The 22,996-nt window shown below is 63.7% G+C and carries 22 protein-coding genes; 13 read left to right on the forward strand and 9 right to left on the reverse strand.

All coding sequences use genetic code 11. The annotated features are described in order from the left end of the window. The first annotated feature begins 25 nt into the window (after positions 1 to 25). On the forward strand, positions 26 to 2,719 hold the full coding sequence (locus tag ACR9YP_RS17550; RefSeq protein WP_474220549.1) for a bifunctional acetate--CoA ligase family protein/GNAT family N-acetyltransferase: 2,694 nt from the start codon (positions 26 to 28) through the stop codon (positions 2,717 to 2,719). Positions 2,720 to 2,728: 9 nt separating this feature from the next. Here the strand turns inward: ACR9YP_RS17550 and ACR9YP_RS17555 are convergent, their stop codons facing one another. Both ACR9YP_RS17555 and ACR9YP_RS17560 read right to left on the reverse strand, forming a co-directional pair. Then, positions 2,729 to 3,214, reverse strand: a complete 486-nt coding sequence (locus ACR9YP_RS17555; protein WP_474220550.1) for a phage holin family protein — start codon at positions 3,212 to 3,214, stop codon at positions 2,729 to 2,731. Further along, the gene (locus tag ACR9YP_RS17560; RefSeq protein ID WP_128932582.1) at positions 3,215 to 3,490 is read right to left on the reverse strand and encodes a hypothetical protein; all 276 of its coding nucleotides are present in this window, start codon (positions 3,488 to 3,490) and stop codon (positions 3,215 to 3,217) included. Between the two features lie 177 nt (positions 3,491 to 3,667). Here ACR9YP_RS17560 and ACR9YP_RS17565 point away from each other — a divergent pair, with 177 nt between their 5' ends. Genes ACR9YP_RS17565 through ACR9YP_RS17575 form a run of 3 tightly spaced genes read left to right on the forward strand, consistent with a single transcriptional unit; the run spans position 3,668 to position 6,741 of the window. Further along, positions 3,668 to 4,804, forward strand: a complete 1,137-nt coding sequence (locus ACR9YP_RS17565; RefSeq protein ID WP_474220551.1) for an ABC transporter permease — start codon at positions 3,668 to 3,670, stop codon at positions 4,802 to 4,804. A 2-nt stretch (positions 4,805 to 4,806) separates the two neighbouring features. Beyond that, the gene (locus ACR9YP_RS17570) at positions 4,807 to 5,574 is read left to right on the forward strand and encodes an ABC transporter ATP-binding protein (protein WP_474220552.1); all 768 of its coding nucleotides are present in this window, start codon (positions 4,807 to 4,809) and stop codon (positions 5,572 to 5,574) included. A gap of 3 nt (positions 5,575 to 5,577) precedes the next feature. Further along, entirely contained in the window at positions 5,578 to 6,741 is a 1,164-nt protein-coding gene (locus tag ACR9YP_RS17575; RefSeq protein WP_474220554.1) for an ABC-type transport auxiliary lipoprotein family protein, read from the forward strand. A 6-nt stretch (positions 6,742 to 6,747) separates the two neighbouring features. Here ACR9YP_RS17575 and ACR9YP_RS17580 read toward each other — a convergent pair whose 3' ends face one another. Continuing rightward, positions 6,748 to 7,065 (reverse strand): c-type cytochrome, encoded by a 318-nt coding sequence (locus ACR9YP_RS17580; protein ID WP_474220555.1) that lies wholly within the window; start codon positions 7,063 to 7,065, stop codon positions 6,748 to 6,750. Positions 7,066 to 7,221: 156 nt separating this feature from the next. On the opposite strand from ACR9YP_RS17580, the gene ACR9YP_RS17585 reads away from it, so the two are divergent. The 3 genes from ACR9YP_RS17585 (at position 7,222) to ACR9YP_RS17595 (ending at position 9,165) form a co-directional block, all read left to right on the forward strand. Then, on the forward strand, positions 7,222 to 7,935 hold the full coding sequence (locus ACR9YP_RS17585; RefSeq protein ID WP_474220556.1) for a helix-turn-helix domain-containing protein: 714 nt from the start codon (positions 7,222 to 7,224) through the stop codon (positions 7,933 to 7,935). Between the two features lie 96 nt (positions 7,936 to 8,031). Beyond that, on the forward strand, positions 8,032 to 8,160 hold the full coding sequence (locus tag ACR9YP_RS17590; protein WP_256477624.1) for a hypothetical protein: 129 nt from the start codon (positions 8,032 to 8,034) through the stop codon (positions 8,158 to 8,160). Positions 8,161 to 8,436: 276 nt separating this feature from the next. Then, complete coding sequence (locus ACR9YP_RS17595; protein WP_474220557.1) at positions 8,437 to 9,165, forward strand: Crp/Fnr family transcriptional regulator; 729 nt, start codon at positions 8,437 to 8,439, stop codon at positions 9,163 to 9,165. 32 nt (positions 9,166 to 9,197) lie between these two features. Here the strand turns inward: ACR9YP_RS17595 and ACR9YP_RS17600 are convergent, their stop codons facing one another. Further along, the gene (locus tag ACR9YP_RS17600; protein ID WP_474221080.1) at positions 9,198 to 9,974 is read right to left on the reverse strand and encodes a cyclase family protein; all 777 of its coding nucleotides are present in this window, start codon (positions 9,972 to 9,974) and stop codon (positions 9,198 to 9,200) included. A gap of 305 nt (positions 9,975 to 10,279) precedes the next feature. Here ACR9YP_RS17600 and ACR9YP_RS17605 point away from each other — a divergent pair, with 305 nt between their 5' ends. The 4 genes from ACR9YP_RS17605 to ACR9YP_RS17620 all read left to right on the forward strand — a co-directional run bounded on the left by ACR9YP_RS17605 (position 10,280) and on the right by ACR9YP_RS17620 (position 13,983). Then, the gene (locus tag ACR9YP_RS17605; RefSeq protein ID WP_091890026.1) at positions 10,280 to 11,251 is read left to right on the forward strand and encodes a TRAP transporter substrate-binding protein; all 972 of its coding nucleotides are present in this window, start codon (positions 10,280 to 10,282) and stop codon (positions 11,249 to 11,251) included. Between the two features lie 68 nt (positions 11,252 to 11,319). Next, positions 11,320 to 11,871 (forward strand): TRAP transporter small permease, encoded by a 552-nt coding sequence (locus ACR9YP_RS17610; protein WP_128932589.1) that lies wholly within the window; start codon positions 11,320 to 11,322, stop codon positions 11,869 to 11,871. Beyond that, positions 11,862 to 13,154, forward strand: a complete 1,293-nt coding sequence (locus ACR9YP_RS17615) for a TRAP transporter large permease (RefSeq protein WP_474220558.1) — start codon at positions 11,862 to 11,864, stop codon at positions 13,152 to 13,154. The genes ACR9YP_RS17610 and ACR9YP_RS17615 overlap by 10 nt, the downstream gene beginning before the upstream one ends. A 22-nt stretch (positions 13,155 to 13,176) precedes the next feature. Next, the gene (locus ACR9YP_RS17620; RefSeq protein ID WP_474220559.1) at positions 13,177 to 13,983 is read left to right on the forward strand and encodes an SDR family NAD(P)-dependent oxidoreductase; all 807 of its coding nucleotides are present in this window, start codon (positions 13,177 to 13,179) and stop codon (positions 13,981 to 13,983) included. Positions 13,984 to 13,998: 15 nt separating this feature from the next. On the opposite strand, the gene ACR9YP_RS17625 is transcribed toward ACR9YP_RS17620, so the two are convergent. The 4 genes from ACR9YP_RS17625 to ACR9YP_RS17640 are packed head-to-tail and all read right to left on the reverse strand — an operon-like array spanning position 13,999 to position 18,274. Beyond that, positions 13,999 to 14,697, reverse strand: coding sequence for a molybdate ABC transporter substrate-binding protein (locus tag ACR9YP_RS17625; protein WP_474220560.1), 699 nt, complete (start codon positions 14,695 to 14,697; stop codon positions 13,999 to 14,001). Next, positions 14,694 to 16,817, reverse strand: coding sequence for a xanthine dehydrogenase family protein molybdopterin-binding subunit (locus ACR9YP_RS17630; protein WP_474220561.1), 2,124 nt, complete (start codon positions 16,815 to 16,817; stop codon positions 14,694 to 14,696). Before ACR9YP_RS17630 ends, ACR9YP_RS17625 begins: the two co-directional genes overlap by 4 nt. Continuing rightward, positions 16,814 to 17,284: a (2Fe-2S)-binding protein gene (locus ACR9YP_RS17635; protein WP_474220562.1), complete on the reverse strand. Its 471-nt coding sequence runs from the start codon at positions 17,282 to 17,284 to the stop codon at positions 16,814 to 16,816. Before ACR9YP_RS17635 ends, ACR9YP_RS17630 begins: the two co-directional genes overlap by 4 nt. A gap of 15 nt (positions 17,285 to 17,299) precedes the next feature. Beyond that, positions 17,300 to 18,274 carry a Bug family tripartite tricarboxylate transporter substrate binding protein gene (locus ACR9YP_RS17640; RefSeq protein ID WP_438106781.1) on the reverse strand — a complete coding sequence of 325 codons (975 nt, stop codon included), beginning with the start codon at positions 18,272 to 18,274 and terminating at the stop codon, positions 17,300 to 17,302. Between the two features lie 235 nt (positions 18,275 to 18,509). Here ACR9YP_RS17640 and ACR9YP_RS17645 point away from each other — a divergent pair, with 235 nt between their 5' ends. Then, entirely contained in the window at positions 18,510 to 20,600 is a 2,091-nt protein-coding gene (locus ACR9YP_RS17645; RefSeq protein ID WP_474220563.1) for a molybdopterin oxidoreductase family protein, read from the forward strand. A 136-nt stretch (positions 20,601 to 20,736) separates the two neighbouring features. Then, positions 20,737 to 21,519, forward strand: a complete 783-nt coding sequence (locus ACR9YP_RS17650) for an enoyl-CoA hydratase/isomerase family protein (RefSeq protein ID WP_474220564.1) — start codon at positions 20,737 to 20,739, stop codon at positions 21,517 to 21,519. A 48-nt stretch (positions 21,520 to 21,567) separates the two neighbouring features. On the opposite strand, the gene ACR9YP_RS17655 is transcribed toward ACR9YP_RS17650, so the two are convergent. Continuing rightward, positions 21,568 to 22,635, reverse strand: a complete 1,068-nt coding sequence (locus ACR9YP_RS17655) for a hypothetical protein (protein WP_474220565.1) — start codon at positions 22,633 to 22,635, stop codon at positions 21,568 to 21,570. Positions 22,636 to 22,996: the final 361 nt, after the last annotated feature.

Raw genomic sequence — 22,996 nt, forward strand, 5'->3', positions numbered from 1 at the left:
CCAGCGACCGGGCGCATTTGCTTTCATGTCCACCTACCGCCTGAAGAATCTGCTGTCACCGCGTTCGGTCGCGCTGGTCGGCGCGAGTGCCCGCCCGGTCTCGGTGGGACGCGCCGTCCTGGAGAACATCCGCGGCGCCGAGTTCAAAGGACAGTTTGGCCTCGTCAATCCGCGCCATGCCGAGATCGGCGGCATCGCCGCGGTGAAGAGTCTGGACAGGTTGGACTTCGTCCCCGAGCTCGTGGTCATCACCGCGCCGGCGCGGGAGGTTCCCGGCATCATCGATCAGGCCGGACGTCGCGGCTCGGCGGGCGCGCTGATCGTCTCGGCCGGGCTCGGCCACGGACCGGGATCCCTGCACGAGGCTGCAATCGCCGCGGCCCGCAAGCACGGCATGCGGCTGATCGGTCCGAACTGTCTCGGCATCATGATGCCCGCCGTAAGCCTCAATGCCAGCTTCGCCGCGCACATGCCAGGCGCGGGAAATCTCGCGCTGATCTCGCAATCGGGCGCGATCGCGGCCAGCATGGTCGATTGGGCGGCGCAGCGCGGCGTTGGCTTCTCCGGCATCGTCTCGATCGGCGATCAGATCGACGTCGACCTTGCCGATCTGCTCGACTATTTCGCGATGGATCACAAGACCCGCGCGATCCTGCTCTATATCGAGGCGATCAAGGACGCCCGCAAGTTCATGTCGGCGGCGCGCGCCGCCGCGCGCGTGAAGCCGGTCGTCGTGGTGAAGTCCGGCCGGATGGCGCAGGGAGCGAAGGCCGCGGCCACGCACACCGGGGCGCTCGCCGGCACTGATGTCGTCTATGACGCGGCGTTCCGCCGCGCGGGCGTGCTGCGGGTCTCCGATCTGCGCGAGCTGTTCGATTGCGCCGAGACGCTTGGCCGCGTCGAATCGCCGGCGGGAAAGCGCCTCGCCATCCTGACCAATGGTGGTGGCATCGGCGTCCTCGCCATCGATCGATTGGTCGAGCTTGGCGGAATTCCGGCATCGATCTCGGCGGACGCGCGCAAGAAACTCGATGACGTGCTGCCGCCGACCTGGTCCGGTGCTAATCCCGTCGACATCGTGGGTGACGCCGACGCCGCGCGCTACGCAGCGGCGCTGGGGGTGTTGCTCGCCGATCCCGACAATGACGCCGTCCTCGTCCTCAACGTGCAGACGGCGATCGCCTCGGCGGCCGACATCGCCACGACCATGACGGAGCTCGTCGGCAAATATCGCGAGCAGCATCGCCGCTGGGCAAAGCCCGTCCTTGCCGCCTGGGTCGGAGCCGACCAGAACATCATTCAGACGCTCTCCGGCGCGGGCATTCCGAATTACCCGACCGAGGATGATGCCGTGCGCGGCTTCATGCATCTGGTCCGGCACCGCGAAGTGGTTGAAGAATTGAGCCAGGTTCCGCCCGCGATGCCCGACACGTTCGTGCCGGACGCCAAGGCGGCGAGGCAGATCGTCACGGCCGCGATTGCCGACGGCCGTCAATGGCTCGAGCCTGTCGAGATCAAGCACCTGCTCGAAGCCTACGACATTGCGATGGTGCCGACCTATGCCGCAACCGATGTCGAGCAGGCGGTGGCCTATGCGAACGACATGTTCGCGAAAGGCGCGACCGTCGTGCTGAAGATCATGTCGCGTGACATCGTTCACAAGTCAGATGTCGGCGGCGTCATCCTCAATCTGACCACGCCGGATGCGGTGCGCGCGGCTGCCACCGACATTCTCGACCGGGCGAGGAAGCTGCGACCCGAAGCCCGCATCGGCGGTGTCATCGTCCAAGCGATGGTGGTCAAGGCGAAGGCGCGCGAGCTGATCCTCGGTCTCGCCGATGATCCCACCTTCGGCACCGTCGTCGTCTTCGGCCGGGGCGGGACGGCCGTGGAGATCATCAATGATAAGGCGCTTGCGCTGCCGCCGCTCGATCTGCAGCTCGCCCGCGACCTGATCGACCGCACGCGCGTGTCACGGCTGCTTCGCGCCTACCGGGACGTGCCGGCAGTGAAGCCGGATGCGGTCGCCATGGTGCTGGTCAAGCTGGCGCAGATGGCCGCCGACATTCCCGAAATCCGCGAATTCGACATCAACCCGCTGCTCGCGGACGAAACCGGCGTGACCGCGGTCGATGCCCGCGTCGCCGTGGGCCCGCCGCAGCGAAAGTTTGCAGGCTCCGGGCCGGCCAATTTTGCCGTTCGGGCCTATCCGTCGCAATGGGAACGCCGCCTGGAGCTGAAGGACGGCTGGCGCATCTTCGTGCGGCCCATGCGCCCTGAGGACGAGCCGACCATCCACGAATTCCTGCGTCACGTCACGCCGCACGACCTCCGTCTGCGCTTCTTCGCGCCGATGAAGGAGTTCACCCACGAGTTCATCGCGCGCCTGACCCAGCTCGATTATGCACGCGCGATGGCCTTCATCGCGTTCGACGGGGAGACCGGCGAAATGGTCGGCGTCGTCCGGCTCCATTCGGATTCGATCTACGAGAGCGGCGAATATGCCATTCTGCTGCGGTCCGATCTCAAGGGCAGGGGACTCGGATGGGCTCTGATGCAGCTGATCATCGACTATGCGAAGTCGGAAGGGCTGAAGACCATATCGGGCGACGTGCTTCAGGAGAACATCGTGATGCTCGAGATGTGCCGGCAGCTCGGCTTCGAGGTCAAGCCGGATCCCGCCGAGCCTGATATCTGCGACGTCAGGCTGAAGCTCTGAGCGCGCGCTTTAGGAGTGCGCTTCAGCCGACGTTGCGGTGGATTTCTTGGCCGTCGTTCGCAAATTCTTGACGATGATCGCAATCAGCGGCACCAGCACCGGCACGACGGTGCTGAGCGGATGATGCACGGCGCCTGACACCTGGACCTGGAGCGCGCGCGCCTCGAGCTGAAGGGCTTCGATGGATGCGTCATGAATTTCGTTCGCAAATTCGATGTCACGCCCTGACGGAGCGCGGCCGGCGACCATGAACAGAGCTGCCGCGATGACGAAGTTGACGGCGCCGAGGATGGCGGCCGCAGTAATCGCACTCCAGATCTGCACCAGCGCGAAATAGGCCGAGAGCTCCAGCATCAGGAGTCCGAAGGCCGCGATCAGCGCTGCGAAGGCGCGAAGGCCAAGCCCCATCAACAGATGGCGCAGCCTGATGTCCGCGATGATCCGATCGGTGCGCCACAGCACGCGCAGATGTTTGACGACATTCTCGGTATTCACCTAGTGCCTCCTCAGCATGAAGCCGACCATCACGCCGAGCGCGAAGACGGAGGCGAGCGATGTGATCGGCCGCTCCGCAATGAGGCCCTGAAGCTGCTCCTGCTCTTCGTCGACGGTCTCGCCAAGCTCGGTGAGCGCAGCCCTGATCTGATCGGCCAGCGCCTCGGCCCGATCTTTCGAACTGTCGTAGATCTCCTCGCCGGCGGTGCTCAAAAGGCGCGTGACGTCAACCTTCAGCGCTCGCAGTTCGTCGCTCATCTTGTCGCTGTCGAACATGGTTTGATACCCCCCATTGATCGCCAACGAATCTAGGATCCTCGGGCGCAACCGTACTTGATATGCGTCAAGGAGGTGCGGTGTTGCCCTGGTCTTGAGACAGGTCAACCCGGCCGCCACATGCTGGCCTAGAAATCCCGGCTGAATGGGCGCCAATCATCCCGATGAGGTGGAAGCGTGAACCCCGAACCGCTGTTGCTGGCGACGCCGTCCGGCGATGTGCTGAAATTGCGCCCGGAAGGGCCGTGGACCGCAGCGAATGTGGTGACGCTCGAATCGCTGTCCCGGTCGGTCGGGGCGGACGTCGATCGATCCAGAGCCGTGACCCTGGACATGTCGGGCGTCAGCGCGCTCGACACGCTCGGCGCCTGGGTCCTGGAGAAGCTGTCGCGCCGGGCTGCATCATCCGGCAGATCGGCTGAATTCGTTGGTGTCGCCGATCATTTCAGTGGGCTGATGGACGAGGTGCGCCAGGTCAACCGCGACGCGCCGACACCCATAGCCACGTCAAATCCCCTCCTGCTCAGGCTCGGCGATCTCGGCAAGGCCACGATTGCTGCGCGGGAAGACGTCGCGATCTTTCTTCAAATGCTTGGCGCGTTATTCATGGCTATGATCGGCGTGCTGCGCCGGCCGCGATCGCTGCGGCTGACCTCGCTGGTCTATCAGCTTTACCGCATCGGATGGCAGGCGATTCCCATCATCGTGCTGATCACCTTCCTGATCGGCGCCATCATCGCCCAGCAGGGATTCTTCCATTTCCGCAGGTTCGGCGCGGAGTCCTACACAGTCGACATGGTCGGCATCCTGGTGCTGCGCGAGCTCGGCGTGCTGATCGTCGCCATCATGGTCGCCGGACGGTCGGGAAGCGCCTATACCGCCGAGCTTGGCTCGATGAAGATGCGCGAGGAGATCGACGCGCTCTCGACCATGGGCCTCGACCCCGTCGACGTCCTGATCCTGCCGCGCGTTGCCGCGCTCGTCATCGCGCTGCCGATCCTCGCCTTCATCGGATCGATTGCCGCGCTCTATGGCGGCGGGCTGGTCGCACAGTTCTACGGCGACATGGGACCGGCGATCTACATCGCACGGCTGCATGACGCCATTTCCATTACCCATTTCGAGGTGGGGATCCTGAAGGCGCCGTTCATGGCGCTGGTGATCGGGATCGTCGCCTGTAGCGAAGGATTGCGCGTCAAGGGCAGCGCCGAGTCGCTGGGACGGCAGACCACGACATCGGTGGTGAAATCGATCTTCCTGGTGATCGTGCTCGACGGCCTGTTCGCGATCTTCTTCGCTTCGATTGGAATGTGACGATGGAGGAATCGCAGGAAGAGTTCGCGATCCGCGTCCGCGATCTCGTGGTCGGCTTCGGCCGCCAGATCGTGCTCGACCATCTGTCGCTCGACGTCCGACGGGGTGAGATCCTCGGGCTGGTCGGAGCGTCCGGCGGCGGCAAGTCGGTGCTGATGCGCACTATCATCGGCCTCATCCCGCGCCGAAGCGGCAGCATCGAAGTCATGGGACAGCCAGTCGGCGGCCGCGCTCAAGGCACGGCCACGACTTGGGGCATCCTTTTTCAGCAGGGCGCGCTGTTCTCATCGCTGACGGTGAGACAGAACGTCCAGTTTCCACTGCGGGAAAATCTCGTCCTGTCGCAGGAGCTGATGGACGAGATCGCGATTGCCAAGCTAGAGATGGTCGGGCTGCGGGCGCAGGATGCGGACAAATTTCCGGCGGAGCTGTCGGGCGGCATGACCAAGCGCGTGGCGCTGGCGCGCGCGCTCGCGCTCGATCCGACGATCCTGTTCCTGGACGAGCCGACGTCCGGCCTCGACCCGATCGCCGCCGGCGATTTCGACGCGCTGATCAAGACGCTGCAAAAGACCCTGGGCCTCACCGTGTTCATGGTCACCCACGACCTTGCGAGCCTGACGACGGTCTGCGACCGCGTGGCCGCCCTGGCCGACGGCAGGATCGTCGCGATCGGCCCGATGCGCGAACTGCTGCAATCCGAGCATCCCTGGGTGCGGGCCTATTTCCACGGCAAGCGCTCGCAGATGCTGCAACACGAAATGAGATGACACATGGAAACCCGCGCTCCTTACGTGCTGATCGGCACCTTCGTGCTGGCTGCGATCCTCGCGGTGTTCGGCTTCGTCTATTGGCTGAACAACACCGGCGGCATCGGGCCGCGCACGAACTACCACGTCCAATTCCAGGGACCGGTGCCGGGTCTGCTGGTTGGCGCCGGCGTGCTGTTCAACGGCATCCGCGTCGGTGAGGTGACCGAGCTCGGGCTCGCGCCGGATAACCCGCGCTTCGTCAATGCGACGATCTCGGTGGCGGCGGCGACGCCAGTGCGTGCCGACACCAAGGTCGGGCTCGATTTCCAGGGCTTGACCGGTGTGCCGGTGGTGACGCTGGAGGGCGGCATGATCGTCGCCAAGTCGGGCGCCCAGTCCGATGCCAAGTCCGACGCCAAGTCCGAAGCCAAGTCCGAAGCCAAGTCCGGCGAGCCGCTGACCTTGATCGCCGAGGCCGGGGCAGGCCAGAGCATGACGCAGGCGGCGCGCGATGCGCTGCGGAAGGTCGACACGGTGCTGGAGGACAATTCCGGCCCGCTGAAGGACACCATCGCCAATTTGAAGACGTTCTCCGACGGGCTCGCGCGCAACACCGGCAAGATCGACGGCATTCTGGCAGGCCTCGAGAAGATGACCGGTGGCGGAGCGCCCGCGCAGAAGGTCACCTATGACCTGCGCACGCCGAAGAATCTGGGGCCGGCCGGAAAGACGCTGTCTGCGTCACTGGCCATTCCCGAGCCGACCGCAGTCGCGATGCTCCAGACCCAGCGCATGCTGTTCTCGCCGGTCGGCGACAATCCGGGCTTTGCCGATTTCCTCTGGGCCGACAGCATTCCAAAACTGGTGCAGGCACGCCTGATCGACAGTTTCGAGAATTACGACATTGCCCACGCCCCGCTACGCACGACCGATCTCGGTCAGGCGGACTACCAGCTCCTGATCGACATCAGACGCTTTCGGATCGCGACAGACGGGGAGGCGAAAGTCGAGATCGGACTGTCGGCGCGGATCGTCGACAAGAACGGCAAGGTGATTGCCTCGCGCCTCGTTGAGACCACCGAGAAGCTCGACAAGGTCGAGCCGGCCGCTTCAGTCGCAGCGTTCGATGCCGCCTTTGCCCGGATCGCAAAGGAGCTGATCGGCTGGACCGTGCAGGCGGTATGATGCCTGCTATTCCAGAGTCTTCAGGTAGGACAGGAGGTCGTGGATCTGGTCCGGATTGAGCTCGAAGGCGGGCATGTCGGCATGGCCGGTGTAGATACCTTCGGCCAGTGCCTCTCCAAGGGTCTCGATCGGATAACGCCGATGCAGGGTGCGCAGCGCTGGCGCGCTCTTGAGCGGACTTTCGGAGACAAGGTCGATCGCATGGCAGCGAGCGCAATTTGCCCGTGCAAAGGCCTTGCCGCGCTGCTCGGCGGTCGTGGCTGCTTGCGCAGGCGTGATCAGGAGCAGCCCAATCAGGCCGTGACGCAGCGCGCTTTGCAGCATGGAAAGTGATCCCCGTCGAACTCTGGAACGACAGAATAAGGCGGGGACCTCGGCCAAAATTGATCTGAGTCAATCGGCTTTGTCACAGCGCAGTAAAATGCAGATGCGTGGCAACTCGGCCCGGGGGCAGAGCTGGGCCGACGCTTGGAGCGGTGGATGAAGCCTTCCGTGGTCACGATTGAGCCGAACGGGCATTTCTGCAGCGATTGTGCCGTACGTGCATCGGCGGTTTGCTCGTCACTGGATGCAGCCGAACTCAGGGAATTCGAACATCTGGGGCGCCGTGTCCATTTTGGCTCAGGCGAGACCGTGTTTTCCGAAGAGGACATCACGACCTCGTTCTACAATGTTATCGAAGGCGTCATGCGGCTGTACAAGTTGCTGCCTGACGGTCGGCGGCAGATCGTGGGCTTTGCTTTGCCGGGCGATTTCCTGGGGATAAACCTTTCCGGCCGCCACAATTTTTCGGCCGACGCGATCGGCGCTGTGACCGTGTGCCAGTTCGCCAAAGCAGCTTTCGGCCGTTTCATCGAGAGCCGGCCGCAGCTGCTCAGGCGGATCAACGAGCTGGCCATTCGCGAGCTGAGCCAGGCCCGCGACCACATGGTCCTGCTCGGCCGCCGCTCGGCGGACGAGAAGGTCGCAACGTTTCTGCTCGGCTGGCGCCAGCGTCTGTTGGCGCTTGGGGGATCGCTGGACACCGTTCCGCTTCCGATGAGCCGTCAGGACATCGCCGACTATCTCGGCCTGACCATCGAAACCGTCAGCCGCACCTTCACCAAGCTCGAGCGTCACGGTGCAATCGAGATCCTTCATGGCGGTATCGGCCTGCGCGACCCCGCGCGCGTCGAGGCGCTGGCCGCGGCCTGACATTCTGTCTGTCCGCAACGCTCGCGGATTTTTGATCCCGATCAATGACGCCGGCCATCCGTCGCAAAATAATGCCTCAGACAATCCGGGAGAAGCATGATGCCCGCTGACGCGTTGCTGGTGACTGTCGTCGTCGTCGCGATCTTCGTCGCTTTCGCCGCAGCCTTGGCTTGGGCGGACCGGCAGACCAGCGCAGGCCGGCTCGACCCGGATTCCAAGCGCTGAAGCTCCTGAGATCGTCGTCCGATCTGACGCCGACCGCCGACGCTCGTCCGGAGCTCTGGCCGTGCGGCAGCGCCTCAACGCAATCACGACTTGCGCGATCTGCAACTCTGAATCGATCCAAATGCATCGGCACATCCTTCGGATGTTGCCCTCCGCCTAACCACGGCGTTTTCGCGGCATTTGCCTAAAACGGCGCCCGTGCTTTCCGGTTGAAAAGCCTGATAACGTTGACTACGCAGGAACCCCAATGCCTCGCAGTCTTAGGAGCCCAGCGGCGTGCCTCAGGACAAGACCGGCGACCCCCGACAGTCAGCGGGCAACAAACTATCGGTGCTGCGTAAGCACCCGATCTTCGCGGATCTGGAGCCGGAGGCGCTCGATCAACTCTGCCGCTATGCCAAGCACACCACCGTGAAGCGTGGCGCGACGATCGCCGCCAAGGGCGATCCCGGTAACAATCTATTCGCGGTGGTTTCGGGGACGGTGAAGATCTCCTCTTCGTCGCCGGATGGGCGGAATGCCATTCTCAATCTGATCGGTCCCGGAGAAATTTTTGGCGAGATCGCGGTGCTCGACGGCGCGCCCAGGTCGGCCGATGCCACCGCGAACACCAATTGCGAGCTCTACATCATCGATCGCCGGGACTTCCTGCCATTCGTGAGGAGCCAGCCGGCGCTGGCGATGAAATTCATCGAGCTGCTCTGCGCGCGCCTGCGCTGGACCAGCCAGCAGGTCGAGCAGGTGATCCTCCAGAACCTGCCGGGCCGGCTCGCCAGCGCACTGCTCGGTCTCACCGAGGAGCGCAAGCTCGACTCCGGCAGCGGCACGCTCGCCATCACCCAGCAGGAGATCAGCGAGATGGTCGGGATGACGCGCGAGAGCATCAACAAGCAATTGCGCGCATGGTCCGGCCGCAACTGGGTTCGTCTCGAGCATGGCGCGATCGTCGTGCTGGATACAGATGCACTGCGCGAACTCGCCGAGAGCGGTCTCTCCGGCGATTGAGAGCGTAGAGCGTGCTCTACATTATTGAGCATCTAGCCATCGATGATGGCGATCGCGCGGGTCCAGCCTGCGGAGGCGCGTTCGATCTTGACCGGAAAGCATGAGACCATGAATCCGGTCGCGGGCAATTGATCGAGATTGTGCAGCTTCTCAAGATGGCAATAGCCGATGTGCCGTCCCGCCTTGTGGCCTTCCCAGATCAGGCTGGCATCCCTTGTTTCGGCGTATCTCTTCGCGGTGTAGACGAACGGCGCATCCCAGCTCCAGCCGTCGGTGCCGGTCAGGCGGACGCCGCGTTCGAGCAGGTACATGGTGGCTTCATAGCCCATGCCGCAGCCGGAATTGACGTAGTCGGCTTGGCCGAATTTCGCGCCGGCGCTGGTGTTAACGACGACGATCTCCAGCGGCGACAGCGTGTGTCCGATGCGTTTCAGCTCCTTCTCGACATCATCGGCGCTCGCCACGTAGCCGTCGGGCAGATGCCGGAAGTCGAGCTTCACGCCCGGTTGAAAGCACCATTCCAGCGGCACCTCGTCGATCGTCCATGACCGTTCGCCGCGGTTCATGGTCGGATGGAAGTGCCAGGGCGCATCGAGATGCGTCCCGTTGTGGGTCGACAGCGAGACCTGCTCGACGGCCCAGCCCTGGCCGTCCGGCAAATCCTGCGCCTTGAGGCCGTCGAAGAACTGCAGCATGCGCGGCAGGCCCTGCTGGTGATCGATATACTGGATCGTCGGATGGTTGCCGGGCGGATCGGACGTCACGTCGTTTCGGAGCGGCACTGAGATATCGATCAGCTTCCGCGGCATGGGCATTCCCTCGAGATGGTCCACTGTTTCGAACATGTTGAGGGGGCTCCGTAGGGGGCGTCAAGTCACGTGCGGGCGACGTCGAGCCAGCCCGCCGTACCCCACCCTAATGCGAATTGCGCCAGAAATTGATCGATGCAACTCTTGCATTGATCAATGCTGGATTTGGCTTGGACAGAGAATGCCGCTCGCCCTAGGGACGACATTGGCGCTTGACTTCACACCTGAAGTGGAGCGACCCAAGGCGGCCTGCAGCCGGCCCGACAACAACATAATCAACCCAGTCGACCAGGAGGAAAGCCCAGATGAAGACACTCACCGGTATCATCACAGCCGTTGCACTGGCGGTCTCAGCGCCCCTGGCGACCGCACGCGATTTCCGCTCCGCCGACGTCCACCCCGCCGATTATCCGACCGTCGAGGCCGTCAAGTTCATGGGCAAGCAGCTCGCGGCGGCGAGCGGCGGCAAGCTCGGCGTGAAGGTGTTTCCCAACGGAGCCCTGGGATCCGAGAAGGACACCATCGAGCAGCTCAAGATCGGCGCGCTCGACATGATGCGGATCAACGCATCGCCGCTGAACAACTTCGTGCCGGAAACCATCGCGTTGTGCCTGCCTTTCGTCTTCCGGGATACGCAGCACATGCGCACGGTCCTCGATGGACCCATCGGCGATGAGATCCTGGCGGCGATGGAGCCCGCGGGATTGGTCGGCCTTGCCTATTACGACAGCGGCGCCCGGTCCATCTACACCGTCAAGGCACCGGTCAAGTCGCTCGCCGACCTCAAGGGCCTGAAGATCCGCGTCCAGCAATCCGACCTGTGGGTCGGCATGATTCAGAGCCTCGGGGCCAACCCGACGCCGATGCCCTATGGCGAGGTCTATACCGCGCTCAAGACCGGCCTCGTGGACGCTGCCGAGAACAACTGGCCGTCTTACGAGTCCTCGCGCCATTTCGAAGCCGCCAAGTTCTACAACGTCACCGAGCACTCGCTGGCGCCGGAAGTTCTCGTGATGTCGAAGAAGGTCTGGGACACGCTGAGCAAGGACGATCAGGCGATGATCCGCAAGGCGGCCAAGGAATCGGTGCCCGTCATGCGCAAGCTCTGGGACGAGCGCGAGCAAGCCGCCCGCAAGACCGTCGAGGCCGCCGGCGTTCAGGTCGTGACCATCGCCAACAAGGCGGAATTCGTCGACGCGATGAAGCCGGTGTACACGAAGTTCGCCGGTGACGAGAAGCTCCAGAGCCTCGTCAAGCGCATCCAGGACACGAAGTAAACATAGCAGTGTCGGGTCCGGAGTCGCCCAGTTGCGGCACCGGACCCTCGGGAGGAGGGAGGCGCGGGATGACAGACCCACACGTCGCAAGCCACGAGCACGAGGCGGTCACTGGTCGCCCGTCCACCGGATTGCTGTCGCGGATCAATGCTCCCGTCGCGCGCGCGGGCATGTATCTGTCCGTGGCCGGCCTGCTCGTCATCGTCGTCATCGTTTTCTACCAAGTGTTCGGACGTTACGTGCTCAATTCCAGCCCGACCTGGACGGAGAACCTCGCGCTGGTCCTGATCCTGTATGTCACCTTGATCGGCGCCGCCGTCGGCGTGCGCGATGCCGGACACATCGGCATGGACAGTCTCTTGGTGATGCTTCCGGATCACATGCGGGAGAAGATCGAGCTCGTGATCCACGTCCTGGTGGCCGTGTTCGGCATTGCGATGGCCTACAATGGCTGGATCCTCGGGGCGTCGGTCGGAACGGTGAAGATCCCCAATCTCGGCCTGCCTGAGGTGATCCGCTACGTGCCGCTGATCGCCTCCGGCATCCTGATCATCTCCTTTTCAATCGAGCACATCATTGCTCTCTTGCGCGGCGAAGAGGTCGTCCCCTCATGGAACTGATCATCCTCGGCGCCACCTTCTTCGGCTTCCTGATCCTCGGCGTCCCCGTCGCCTTCGCGATCGGCCTCTCCGCGATCTGCACCATCCTCTACGAAGGCCTGCCGGTCGCCGTCATCTTCCAGCAGATGATGTCGGGGATGAACATCTTCTCCTTCCTCGCCATTCCGTTCTTTGTCTTCAGCGGTGAGCTGATGCTGCATGGCGGCGTCGCCGACAAGATCGTGCAGCTCGCCAAGAATCTCGTCGGGCACATCCGCGGCGGGCTCGGCATGTCGAACGTGGTCGCCTGCACCCTGTTCGGCGGCGTCTCCGGCTCGCCCGTCGCCGACGTGTCGGCGATGGGCGCAGTCATGATCCCGATGATGAAGAAAGAGGGTTTCGACACCGACTACGCCGTCAACGTCACCACCCATGCCTCGCTGGTCGGAGCCTTGATGCCGACCAGTCACAACATGATCATCTATGCCCTTGCCGCGGGCGGCAAGGTCTCGATCGGTGCGCTGATCGCCGCCGGCCTCCTGCCGGCGCTCGTGCTGATGGTCTGCATGCTGGTCGCTGCTTACGCGGTCGCGGTGAAGCGCGGCTATCCGGCCGGCAAGTTTCCGGGCTGGGCCGAGGTTTTCCGCTCGTTCGCGGCCGCGCTGCCCGGCCTTCTGATCGTCGGCATCATCCTGGCGGGCATCCTGTCCGGCGTCTTCACGGCAACCGAATCCGCAGCCGTCGCGGTCACCTACACGATCCTGCTGACCTTCTTCATCTACCGCACCATGACCTGGGGCAACTTCCTGCGCGCCGCCTCCAAGGCGGTGAAGACGACGGGCGTGGTGCTGCTGCTGATCGGCGTCTCAACCATGTTCCAGTATCTGATGGGACTCTACGAGGTCGCCGACCTCGCCGGCGAGATGATGAGCAAGGTCTCCACGCAGCCCTGGATGATCTTCCTGCTCATCAACGTCATCCTGTTTGTGCTCGGCACGTTCATGGATATGGCCGCGACCATCCTGATCTGCACCCCGATCTTCCTGCCGATCGCGATGAAGGCGGGCATGGATCCGGTGCAGTTCGGCATGCTGATGCTGATCAATTGCGCCCTGGGGCTGAACACGCCGCCGGTCGGAACGACGCAATTCGTGGGCTGCGCCATCGGCGGCATCTCGGTCGGCGCCGTGATGCGCACCATCCTGCCGTTCTATGCCGCGCTGATCGCAGCCTTGATGTTCGTGACCTACGTCCCTGCATTCTCGCTGTGGCTGCCCCGCCTGCTGATGGGCTACAAGGGCTAGCAGCACCAGGGAGAAGCCATCAGTGACGGACTATCGCAAGCTCTTCGATCTCACCGGCAAGACCGCAGTCGTCCTCGGCGCCGCTTCCGGCATCGGCAAGTCGTCGGCCGAGGCGCTGGCCGGGCTCGGCGCCCGCGTCGTCTGCGCCGATCGCGCGCTCGACGCCGCGGAAGCGACCGCCGCCGGCATTCGCGACAAGGGTGGCTGGGCGGAAGCGGCTAGCTGCGACGCCGCAAGCGCTGCGGACGTCAACGCGCTGGCCAAAATCGTGATGCAGAAGTTTCCGCGGCTCGACATCGCCGTGACGACGCCCGGTCTCAACATCCGCAAGACCATCCTCGACTACACCGAGGAGGATCTCGATCGCGTCCTGAACCTCAACGTCAAGGGCACGGTCTGGTTCTTCCAGGCTTTTGGCCGCATCATGGTCGAGCAGAAGGGCGGCAGCATCATCGCCTGCTCCTCGGTGCGCGCGGTCACCATCGAGCCGGGCCTCGGCGTCTACGGCTCGACCAAGGCGGCTATCGGCCTTTTGGTGAAGGGCTTTGCCTCGGAGGTCGGCCATGCCGGCGTGCGCGTCAACGCGATCGCGCCGAGCATCGCCGAGACCGCGCTGACCGGCCCGTTCAAGCAGCGCCCCGACATCTACAATCTCTACGCCGGCCACACCGTGTTCAACCGCTGGAGCAGCGCCGACGAGGTCGCCACCGCCGTGGCCTATCTCGCTTCGGACGCCGCGAGCTATGTCAGCGGCAGCACGCTGTTCGTCGATGGCGGCTGGACTGCCGTCGATGGCCCGCCGACCGGGCTTACCCAACTGCACAAATAGGGACGGTCATCGGCTCTAGTCGGTGAAGCCTGCCCGTTGGCGCAGCTCCTTCCGGTCTGCGCTGGTCAGCAGCGCGATCAGCGCGGCCGCCTCCCTTGGGTGTGCGGCCCGCGCGGTCACGCCGGCCGTGTACATCGTCACGAGTTCGCAGCCGGGCGGCAGCGACCCTGACAGCGCGATGCCGTCGGTCGCGATGATCTCGGTCGCCTGCGTGCAGCCGATCGGTCTTTGCGCGGGGGACGCCGCAAGCTCCCGCATCGCGGTTGCGCCGTTCGGAAAGATCTTCAGACGCGAGGCGACCTCATAGGCGATGCCGAGCTGATCCAGCACTTTTGCGACGTGCTGTCCCGCCGTGGACGCCTTCGTGTCCGGAACGTAGATGGCATCTGCGGAGCGCAAGACCTCACGCAAATCGGCTTCGGTCCTCACCGTCACCCTGGGATCGCGGTTGCGGACGGCCAGCGCAGTCTCGACGGGGCCGACATCGGCGATCGAGGAGGCGGTGACGAGCTTCTCCTGGGCGAGCTTGGCAAGAAGCACTTGGGTCAGGATCACGAGATCCGCGAGCGCTCCCGCGCGCAGCTTGTCGGCCATGATACCGACCGCGCCGAACTCGCCGTCGATACTGAGGCCGGTCTGCGCCTTGAAGGCGTCGGTAAGGCCGCGGACAAGGCCTTGCGCTGCGCCGCCACTCAAAATGTTCACTGTCGTCACGATGCAAGCTCCGCAGCTGCAATGATCCTGTCGCGCGTGATCGGCAGGTCGCGCACGCGCACGCCGAGGCAGTCGTAAACCGCGTTGGCGATCGCTGCCGTCACCGGGCCGTGCGCGGCCTCACCGGCGCCGACCGGCTCGATCTCCGGCCGCTGGATGATTTCGACATCCACCGCCGGCACCTCGCTGAACCTCAGGATCGGATAGTCGGTCCAGGACGTCGAGGTGATGCGCGTCCGATCGAAGCGGACACGCTCCTTCAGCACCCAGCTCGTCGCCTGGATCGCGCCGCCCTCGATCTGGTTGATGACACCCTCCGGATTGATCGCCTCGCCGACGTCGACAGCAAGCGTCAGCCGCTTCACGCGGATGTCGTCGGTGCCTTCGATCTCGGCAATCGCGGCGCAGTAGGCTCCCATGTTCTTGTAGCGCGCAAACCCGACGCCGTGACCGATGCCGGTTCGCTTCTGCGGCTTCCACGCGGCACGTCGCGCGGCAGCGCGGATGACGTCCTTGGCGCGCTCATCGCGCAGATGGCGCAAGCGGAATGCAATCTGGTCCTCGCCGCGCAGGACGGCGATCTCGTCGAGCAGGGATTCGATGGCGAACACGTTGCCTTGCGCGCCGAGGGTCCGCAGCGCTGAGGTGCGCACCGGCATCGTCAGCAGCCGGTGGCTCGTGATCGTCCAGGCTGGGAGATCATAGAGTGGAACGGAGTTGCGATCAGCGCCGCCGCCATTCGCAGCCGGCGGGTTGGACGAGATCATGCGCGGGTAGGGATTTGCGATCTCGGTTGCGGCAAGCAGCGCAGGCTGCGCCGCGCGCCCCGGCCGCGCCGCATGGCCATTGCTCCAGATCGCATGGCGCCAGCCGGTGATCTCGTTGTCGGCATCGAGATCGGCCTCGATCTCGATGGCCATGGCCGCGCCGAACGGCGCATGGGTCATCTCGTCGTGGCGAGACCATTGCACCCGCACCGGACGGCCGCCGGCAGCCTTTGCCAGCAGCACGGCATCGAGCGCGACGTCGTCGGCTGCATTATGTCCGTAGCAGCCGGCGCCCTCCATGTGCTCGACGACGATATTCTCGGCCGGCAGCTTGAGCACGATCGCGAGATCGGCGCGCAGCAGATAGACGCCCTGGCTGTGGGTCCAGACATGGACGCGATCGCCGTCACATTGCGCCATGGCGCAGGATGGCGCGATCGAGCCGTGTGCGATGTAGGGGCGGGTGTATTGCCGGCGCAGAGTTTGGACCGGCTTGTTCGTCGCTGCCGTCCTGGTGTCGATGACATCAGTCTCGACCGGCTGGCTCTTCAGAAAGCCCGCCAGATCGTCTTCGTCGGGCAGCGGATCGCCGGCCGACCATGTCGCGCCCTTGCCCAGGGCTTTCACCGCGGCTTCCGCCGCGGCCTCGCCATCGGCAACGACGCCGGCAAAATCGCCGTCGCGGACGATCGCGATGAGGCCAGGGACAGCGCGCGCAGCCTCCTCATTGAACGCAATCAATCTGGCCCCTGAAACCTCCGGCCGCAGCACGCGTCCGTGCAAAAGGCCCGGCAGCGAACAATCGTGGATGAAGCGCGGCCGCGCGAACACCTTGTCGGGAATGTCGACGCGCTGGACCGAATGCCCGGCGAGCGCGCGGTCGGCGGCGCTCTTCGCTGTCGCGCTCGCGGTCGCGTCGTGATCAAGAGAAACCTCACCAGCCAGCTCCCAATAGCTGGTGCTGACATTGCCCGGTCCCGAGATCGTGCCGTCATCGACACCGAGCAGCGCCGCCTCGACGCCCAGGCGCTCCGATGCAGCGGTGAGGAAGCGCTGGCGCACCTCGGCACAGGCCTGGCGCAGCGCGCGGCCGGATTGCTGAATCGACAGGCTGCCCGAGGTGACGCCTTCGTTCGGGCTCGTCGCCGTCGAGGCGCGGATCATCTCGATGCGGCCGATATCAACATCGAGCTCGTCCGCCGCAATTTGCGCCAGCGCCGTGACGATGCCCTGGCCGATCTCGACCTTGCCGGGCGAGATCGCCACACGGCCTTCGCCGGTGAATCGTACCCAGGACGACAGTCTTGGATTGGCCGCCAGACTGACCGGCAGTTTCGGGGCGGGGACCGTCATAGGGCTGCCATCTCCGCCGCCGCCCGCATCACCGCACGGACCATGCGGTTATGCGATCCGCAGCGGCACAGATTGCGGTCCAGCGCCGCTCTGACCTCGGCCTCCGTCGGTAACGGATTGCGCTTCAGCAGGGCTGCTGCACTGATCAGGATCCCTGAGACGCAATAGCCGCATTGCATCGCCTGCTCGAAGATGAAGGCGCGTTGCAGCGGGTGCGGTTGCTCGACCGTGCCAAGGCCTTCCACCGTGACGACGTCCTTGCCCGCAACCGACCACATCGGCATATCGCATGAAGCCATCGCGCGGCCATCGACCATGACATAACAGGCGCCGCACTCACCGGCGCCACAGCCGAAATGCGCACCGGTGACAGCGAGCCAGCTGCGCAGCACGTCGAGCAGCGTCTGGTCAGGATCAGCATCCACGGCCATCGCTGCGCCGTTGAGCTGGAATTGAATGGCAGGCATTCTCGCTCTACGATCTCACGACTTGTCGAACTTCTTGACGACGTCGGCCCATTTCTCGATGTCACCGCGCAGGAATTTTTCGAACTGTTCCGGCGTCATCGACATGGGCATGGCGCCCTGTTCTGTCCAGAGCTTGACGATGTCAGGCCGCTTCACCATTGCGTTGACGGCCGCATTGAGCTTGTCGATCACAGGCTTCGGCGTGCCCGCGGGAGCCATGAGGCCGAGCCAGATCGTCGCCTCGTAGCCGGGCACACCGGCCTCGATCGCGGTCGGCACGTTCGGCAGCACGGCCGAGCGCTGCTTGCCGGTGGTGGCGAGCGCGCGGACCTGGTTCTCGCCGATGTTCGGCGCCATTGCCGGCACCGCGTCGATCATCATCTGCACCTGTCCGCCGATCACGCCGCTGCGCGCCTCGCCGCTGTTGCGATAGGGCACGTGGACGATTTCGACGCCGGCCATGGTTTTGAACAGCTCGCCGGCCATGTGATAGGGCGTGCCCTGGCCGGAGGAGGCGTAGTTCAATTTGCCCGGCTGTGCCTTGGCGAGCGCGATGAACTCTTGCAGCGTCTTCGCTGCGACTTGCGGGTTCACCACGATGACGAGATCGGAATAGTTCACCGGCGCGATTGGCGCGAGGTCGCGCATCAGCTCGTATTTGCGCTTGTCCGGGGTCAGCAGCGATTCGTTCGCGGTCTGGGTGTTGGACATCATCAGCAGCGTGTAGCCGTCGGGCGGCGACTTCGCCGCTTCGACCGTGCCGATGACGCCGCCCGCGCCGGTGCGGTTCTCGATCACGAAGGGCTGGCCAAAGCTCTCCTGGAGCACGTTGCCGATCAGCCGGGCCGCGACATCCGCCGGCCCGCCGGCCCCAAAGGGCACCACGATCCGGACTGCGCGGGTGGGATAATCCTGCGCCAATGAGGGGGCTGCGGAGAAGGCGCCGAGCAGGCCGACGGCGACCACCAGCACGAATCTTCGGGCTTTCATACCCACCTCCCTGATGTCGTTCTTGTTTGGTCGGCACTGTAGCGGCAGGGGATGTGGACTGTCGACGGCTCACAAAGCCGATCGTGCCGGGAATATCGGGACGGTGTCGGTGTGGCTGCGCCGCTCTTCGCAGTCGCGGCAGGAACCGGCAGCGCACGTGATCTGAGCAAATCGCATGGGCATTGCCGGATAAATGCCCTCGGCTGACAGGTATTTTGGTGTTACGAAATTGGCCATGAACCAGCACGCCAAGATCGAAATCCGCCACTCGACCTGCCCGCATGATTGCCCCTCGGCTTGCGCCCTCGACGTCGAGGTGGTCGAAGGCCGCAGCATCGGCCGCGTCCGCGGTTCGAAGCAGCAGACCTATACGGCCGGCGTCGTCTGCGCCAAGGTCGCCCGTTATGCCGAGCGCATCCATCACCCCGAGCGGGTGACGTTTCCGATGCGCCGCATTGGGCCAAAGGGCTCCGGGCAATTCGCGCGGATTTCCTGGGACGAGGCGCTCGACGAGATCGGGCATCGCTTCAATCAAGCCGAGCGCGAGTTCGGCGCGGAATCGATCTGGCCCTATTACTACGCCGGCACGATGGGCCTGGTGATGCGCGACGGCCTCAATCGCCTCACCCATGTGAAGAAATATTCGCGCTTCTATCAGACGATCTGCGCCAATGTCGCGCGCATCGGGTTTGCGATCGGCACCGGCAAGATCGCCGGCGTCGACCCGCGCGAGATGGCGCTGTCCGACCTCGTCGTGATCTGGGGCACCAATCCGGTCAACACCCAGGTCAACGTGATGACGCACGCCTCGCGCGCGCGCAAGGAGCGCGGCGCGAAGATCGCTGCGGTCGACATCTACGACAACGAGACCATGAAGCAGGCTGACATCAAGATCATCCTGCGGCCCGGCACCGACGGCGCGTTTGCCTGCGGCGTGATGCATGTCCTGTTCCGCGACGGCTATGCCGACCGCGCCTATATGGACAAATACACCGACTGCCCGGATGAGCTCCAGGCGCATCTGAAGACGCGCACACCGGAATGGGCATCCGCCATTTGTGGCGTGCCGGTGTCGGAGATCGAGGCCTTCGCGAAAGCGGTTGGCGAGACCAAGCGCACCTTCTTCCGCTTCGGCTACGGCTTTACGCGCAGCCGCAATGGTGCCACGCAGATGCACGCGGCAAATTGCATTCCGGCCGTGACGGGCGCCTGGCAATATGAAGGGGGCGGCGCCTTCTTCAACAATTACGCGCTGTGGCATTTCAACGAATCCATCATCGAAGGCCACGACGCGATCGACAAGACTACGCGTGCGCTCGACCAGTCGCAGATCGGCCGCATCCTCACCGGCGATGCCGAAGCCCTGCAGGGCAAGGGCCCTGTCAAGGCGGTGCTGATTCAGAACACCAACCCGATGACGGTCGCGCCGGAGCAGGCGCTGGTTCGGCAGGGTTTTGTGCGCGAGGATCTGTTCGTCGTGGTGCACGAGCAGTTCATGACCGAGACTGCCGAGATGGCCGATATCGTGCTGCCGGCGACCATGTTCATGGAGCATGACGATCTCTATTACGGCGGTGGCCACCAGCACATCTCGGTCGGCCCCAAGCTGATCGACCCGCCCGGCGAATGCCGCTCCAACCACGAGGTGTTGCAGGCACTGGCGCCGCGGCTCGGCGCCAAGCATCCGGGTTTCGAGATGACGCCCCGCGAATTGATCGACGCGACCTTGAGGCTCAGCAATCACGGCGACATCGCCGGCCTTGAAGCTGATATCTGGCGCGATCTGCAGCCGGATTTCCGTACCTCGCACTATCTCGACGGCTTTGCCCATGCCGACAGGAAATTCCATTTCAAAGCCGACTGGGCGCATCCGCCGTTCGGTCAGACCATGGGCGATTTCGACAAGATGCCGTCGCTGCCGGACCATTGGGCGGTGATTGAGCACACGGATCAGGCCCATCCATTCCGGCTCGCGACCAGCCCGTCGCGCAGCTTCCTCAACACCACCTTCAACGAGACGCCGTCCTCGCAGGCGCGAGAGGGCCGGGCCAGCGTCATGATCCATCCGCTGGATGCAGCCGCGCTCGGCATCGCCGACGGCGATGCGGTGACGCTCGGCAACAGTCGCGGCGATACCACGCTGGTCGCAACGCTGTTCGACGGCGTGCAGCGCGGCGTTCTGATCGCCGAATCCGTACACCCGAACAAAGGCCATATCGGAGGCCGCGGCATCAACATGCTGACGGGCGCGGACACCATCGCGCCGATCGGCGGGGCTGCATTCCACGACAACAAGGTCTGGATCAGGAAGGCGGCCGCGGGCTGAAGCACGCTGTCGCTTCGATTGCTCTATAAATTTGTGTCGAGGCGCTAAAGCGGCGCCTCGCCGCAGATTGCGCTTGCACCTGGCGCCCGAGCTGCCGCAAATGACAGCAAAACGGAGCCAAGGAAGCGAGCGTGCCATGAGCGACACCACAGCCGTCATTACCGAGAAGCGCGGGCAGGCGTTCTGGATCACCATCAACCGGCCGGAGAAACGCAACGCCCTGAACGGCGACGTTATCGCCGGCATCACCAAAGGCTATCGAGACGCGCATGACAACAAGGATGTCCGCGTCATCGTGCTGACGGGCGCGGGCGACAAGGCGTTTTGCGCGGGCGCCGACCTGCAGAATTCCGGTGCGGCTTTCGCGATGGATCTTTCCAAACCAAATGTCGACTATGCCGACCTGTTACGTTTGTCACAGAACGCCACCAAGCCTGCGATTGCGCGCCTCAGCGGCGTCTGCATGGCCGGCGGCATGGGCCTTTTGTGCATGACCGACATGGCGGTTGCGGCCGATCACGCCATCTTCGGCCTGCCCGAGGTGAAGGTCGGCGTGTTCCCAATGCAGGTCCTGAGCCTGCTGCAGAGGATCGCGCCGCCGCGGCTCGTCAACGAATGGGCGCTCACGGGTGAGCCGTTCGACGCCAAGGCCGCGCAGGCCGCAGGCCTTCTGAATTACGTCGTGCCCACGGCCCAGCTCGACGCCAAGGTCGACTGGCTGATCGGCCGCATCGTCGACAAATCCCCGACCGCGATCCGTCGCGGCAAATACGCCATGCGCGCGATCGCCTCGATGTCGTTCGACGAGAGCATCGCCTACACCGAAAGCCAGATCGCGCTGCTCGCGATGACCGAGGATGCCAAGGAGGGCTTGAAGGCGTTCAGCGAGAAGCGCTCGCCATCGTGGACGGGAAAATAGGCGATCATTTCAGGGCAAGATTGGATGCTGTGGTCGTTCAATGCACCGCTATTCCGCGGAATAATCGGCGTTTAGTCGAACAAGAAGTGATCTTGTCCGCTCCTCGCGACGCTTCTTTGTGGCCGTGATCAACTGCTTGCCGGTGCGCTTGGCGTAGGTTGGCAGTTGGCGGCTTGATCTATGACGGCCTGCGGCGCGCAACTCTGCGTCCGTGAGATCGCTGTCGGCACCTTCGGTGAAGCCTCCGTGCCGGAAGGAAGTAAAGGACAGTTCCTGACGAAGGCCGGCCTCCGCAATGATCTGCTTTACCACGCTGCGCAAATAACGCAGGTCCTTGCGTGGCGTAATCCATGGAAGCGGGGTTGCCGACCGACGATGGGCATGGTCACGCCGGAATACCAGGCCCGGGAGCGAGGTCTTTTTAATCTCGTCGAGCTCGTCCATAAGTTCAGGAAAGAGAGGGGCGCCCGTTTCATCTAATAATGGCCACCAGGCTTCCTCTCCATTCTTTGGGTGCACGATCCTGACGCTGTTTGGCCGTTCGCTAGGACGGTAGTGCGACATGTCGAAGGAGCCAAACACGTGCTGCTCCCGCTGCAGCCATTCCCATGACAACAAAGCAGCAGTTGCGATCGAGCGATAGTCGAGCCTTTTCGCGGCAGCCCTGAACGCGACCAGTTCATCCCAAGTTGCGGTTGGTGTGGGCCGTATCGGCTGGCCGGGTGCACGTGATCTTAATCCCATCCGTGAAAACGGATTGCTCGCTGGTACCACTTTTTCTTGGGCGCGCTGGCCAACGAACCAGGCGCGTCGGCAGCTCGCCATGGCCACATTTGCATAGCGACGACGCTCGCGGACGACGACCTCTCCATTGTTACTCACTTTTGTTACGACTAGCAGCTTTCCATAAACTGCGTCGACAAAGGCCTTGGTAAAATCGGACAATTGCTTCGACCCAACGCGGCTTCCATCTTTCAGCTCGTGATTGGCAAAGAGCGCGAGACTCTTTTTGTACTGACGCTGAGTGGTGCTTTCAATTTCGCCCCACTTCTGGTGAGCTTGGAAGATGCCGATTAGCCAATCGAACGTGCCGGGTGCGGGAGAGACCGGCATCATGTCACTTAGACCCCGTGAGCGCCAACTCTCGAATGCGGGCAAGAGGACTTTCTCTACCCGTTCGACGGCACTGGCATAATCGCTCCCTAAAGCTTCAGGGCTCAAATCGCAGCCCTGCCGACGAGCCCAGGTTGGCGGTGCAAAATAATAAGCCACCCTATTGTTCGCCAACAGCTTTCGTTGACAATATCGAGGAAGCTTTGGTGCCGTATCAACTGAGATCATACCAGACATAAGAGATCCTCCGGCTCTCTGGCGTCACTTCTTCCAATGGGTGCGGCGAAGTGGTCCATGGTCGCCTTCGACCAGACTGGCTGCCGCAGCCGTCCTGTTCCACGACAGCTGTCCGGTGGCGGTGCGT

Source organism: Bradyrhizobium sp. BR14999 (assembly GCF_056106085.1).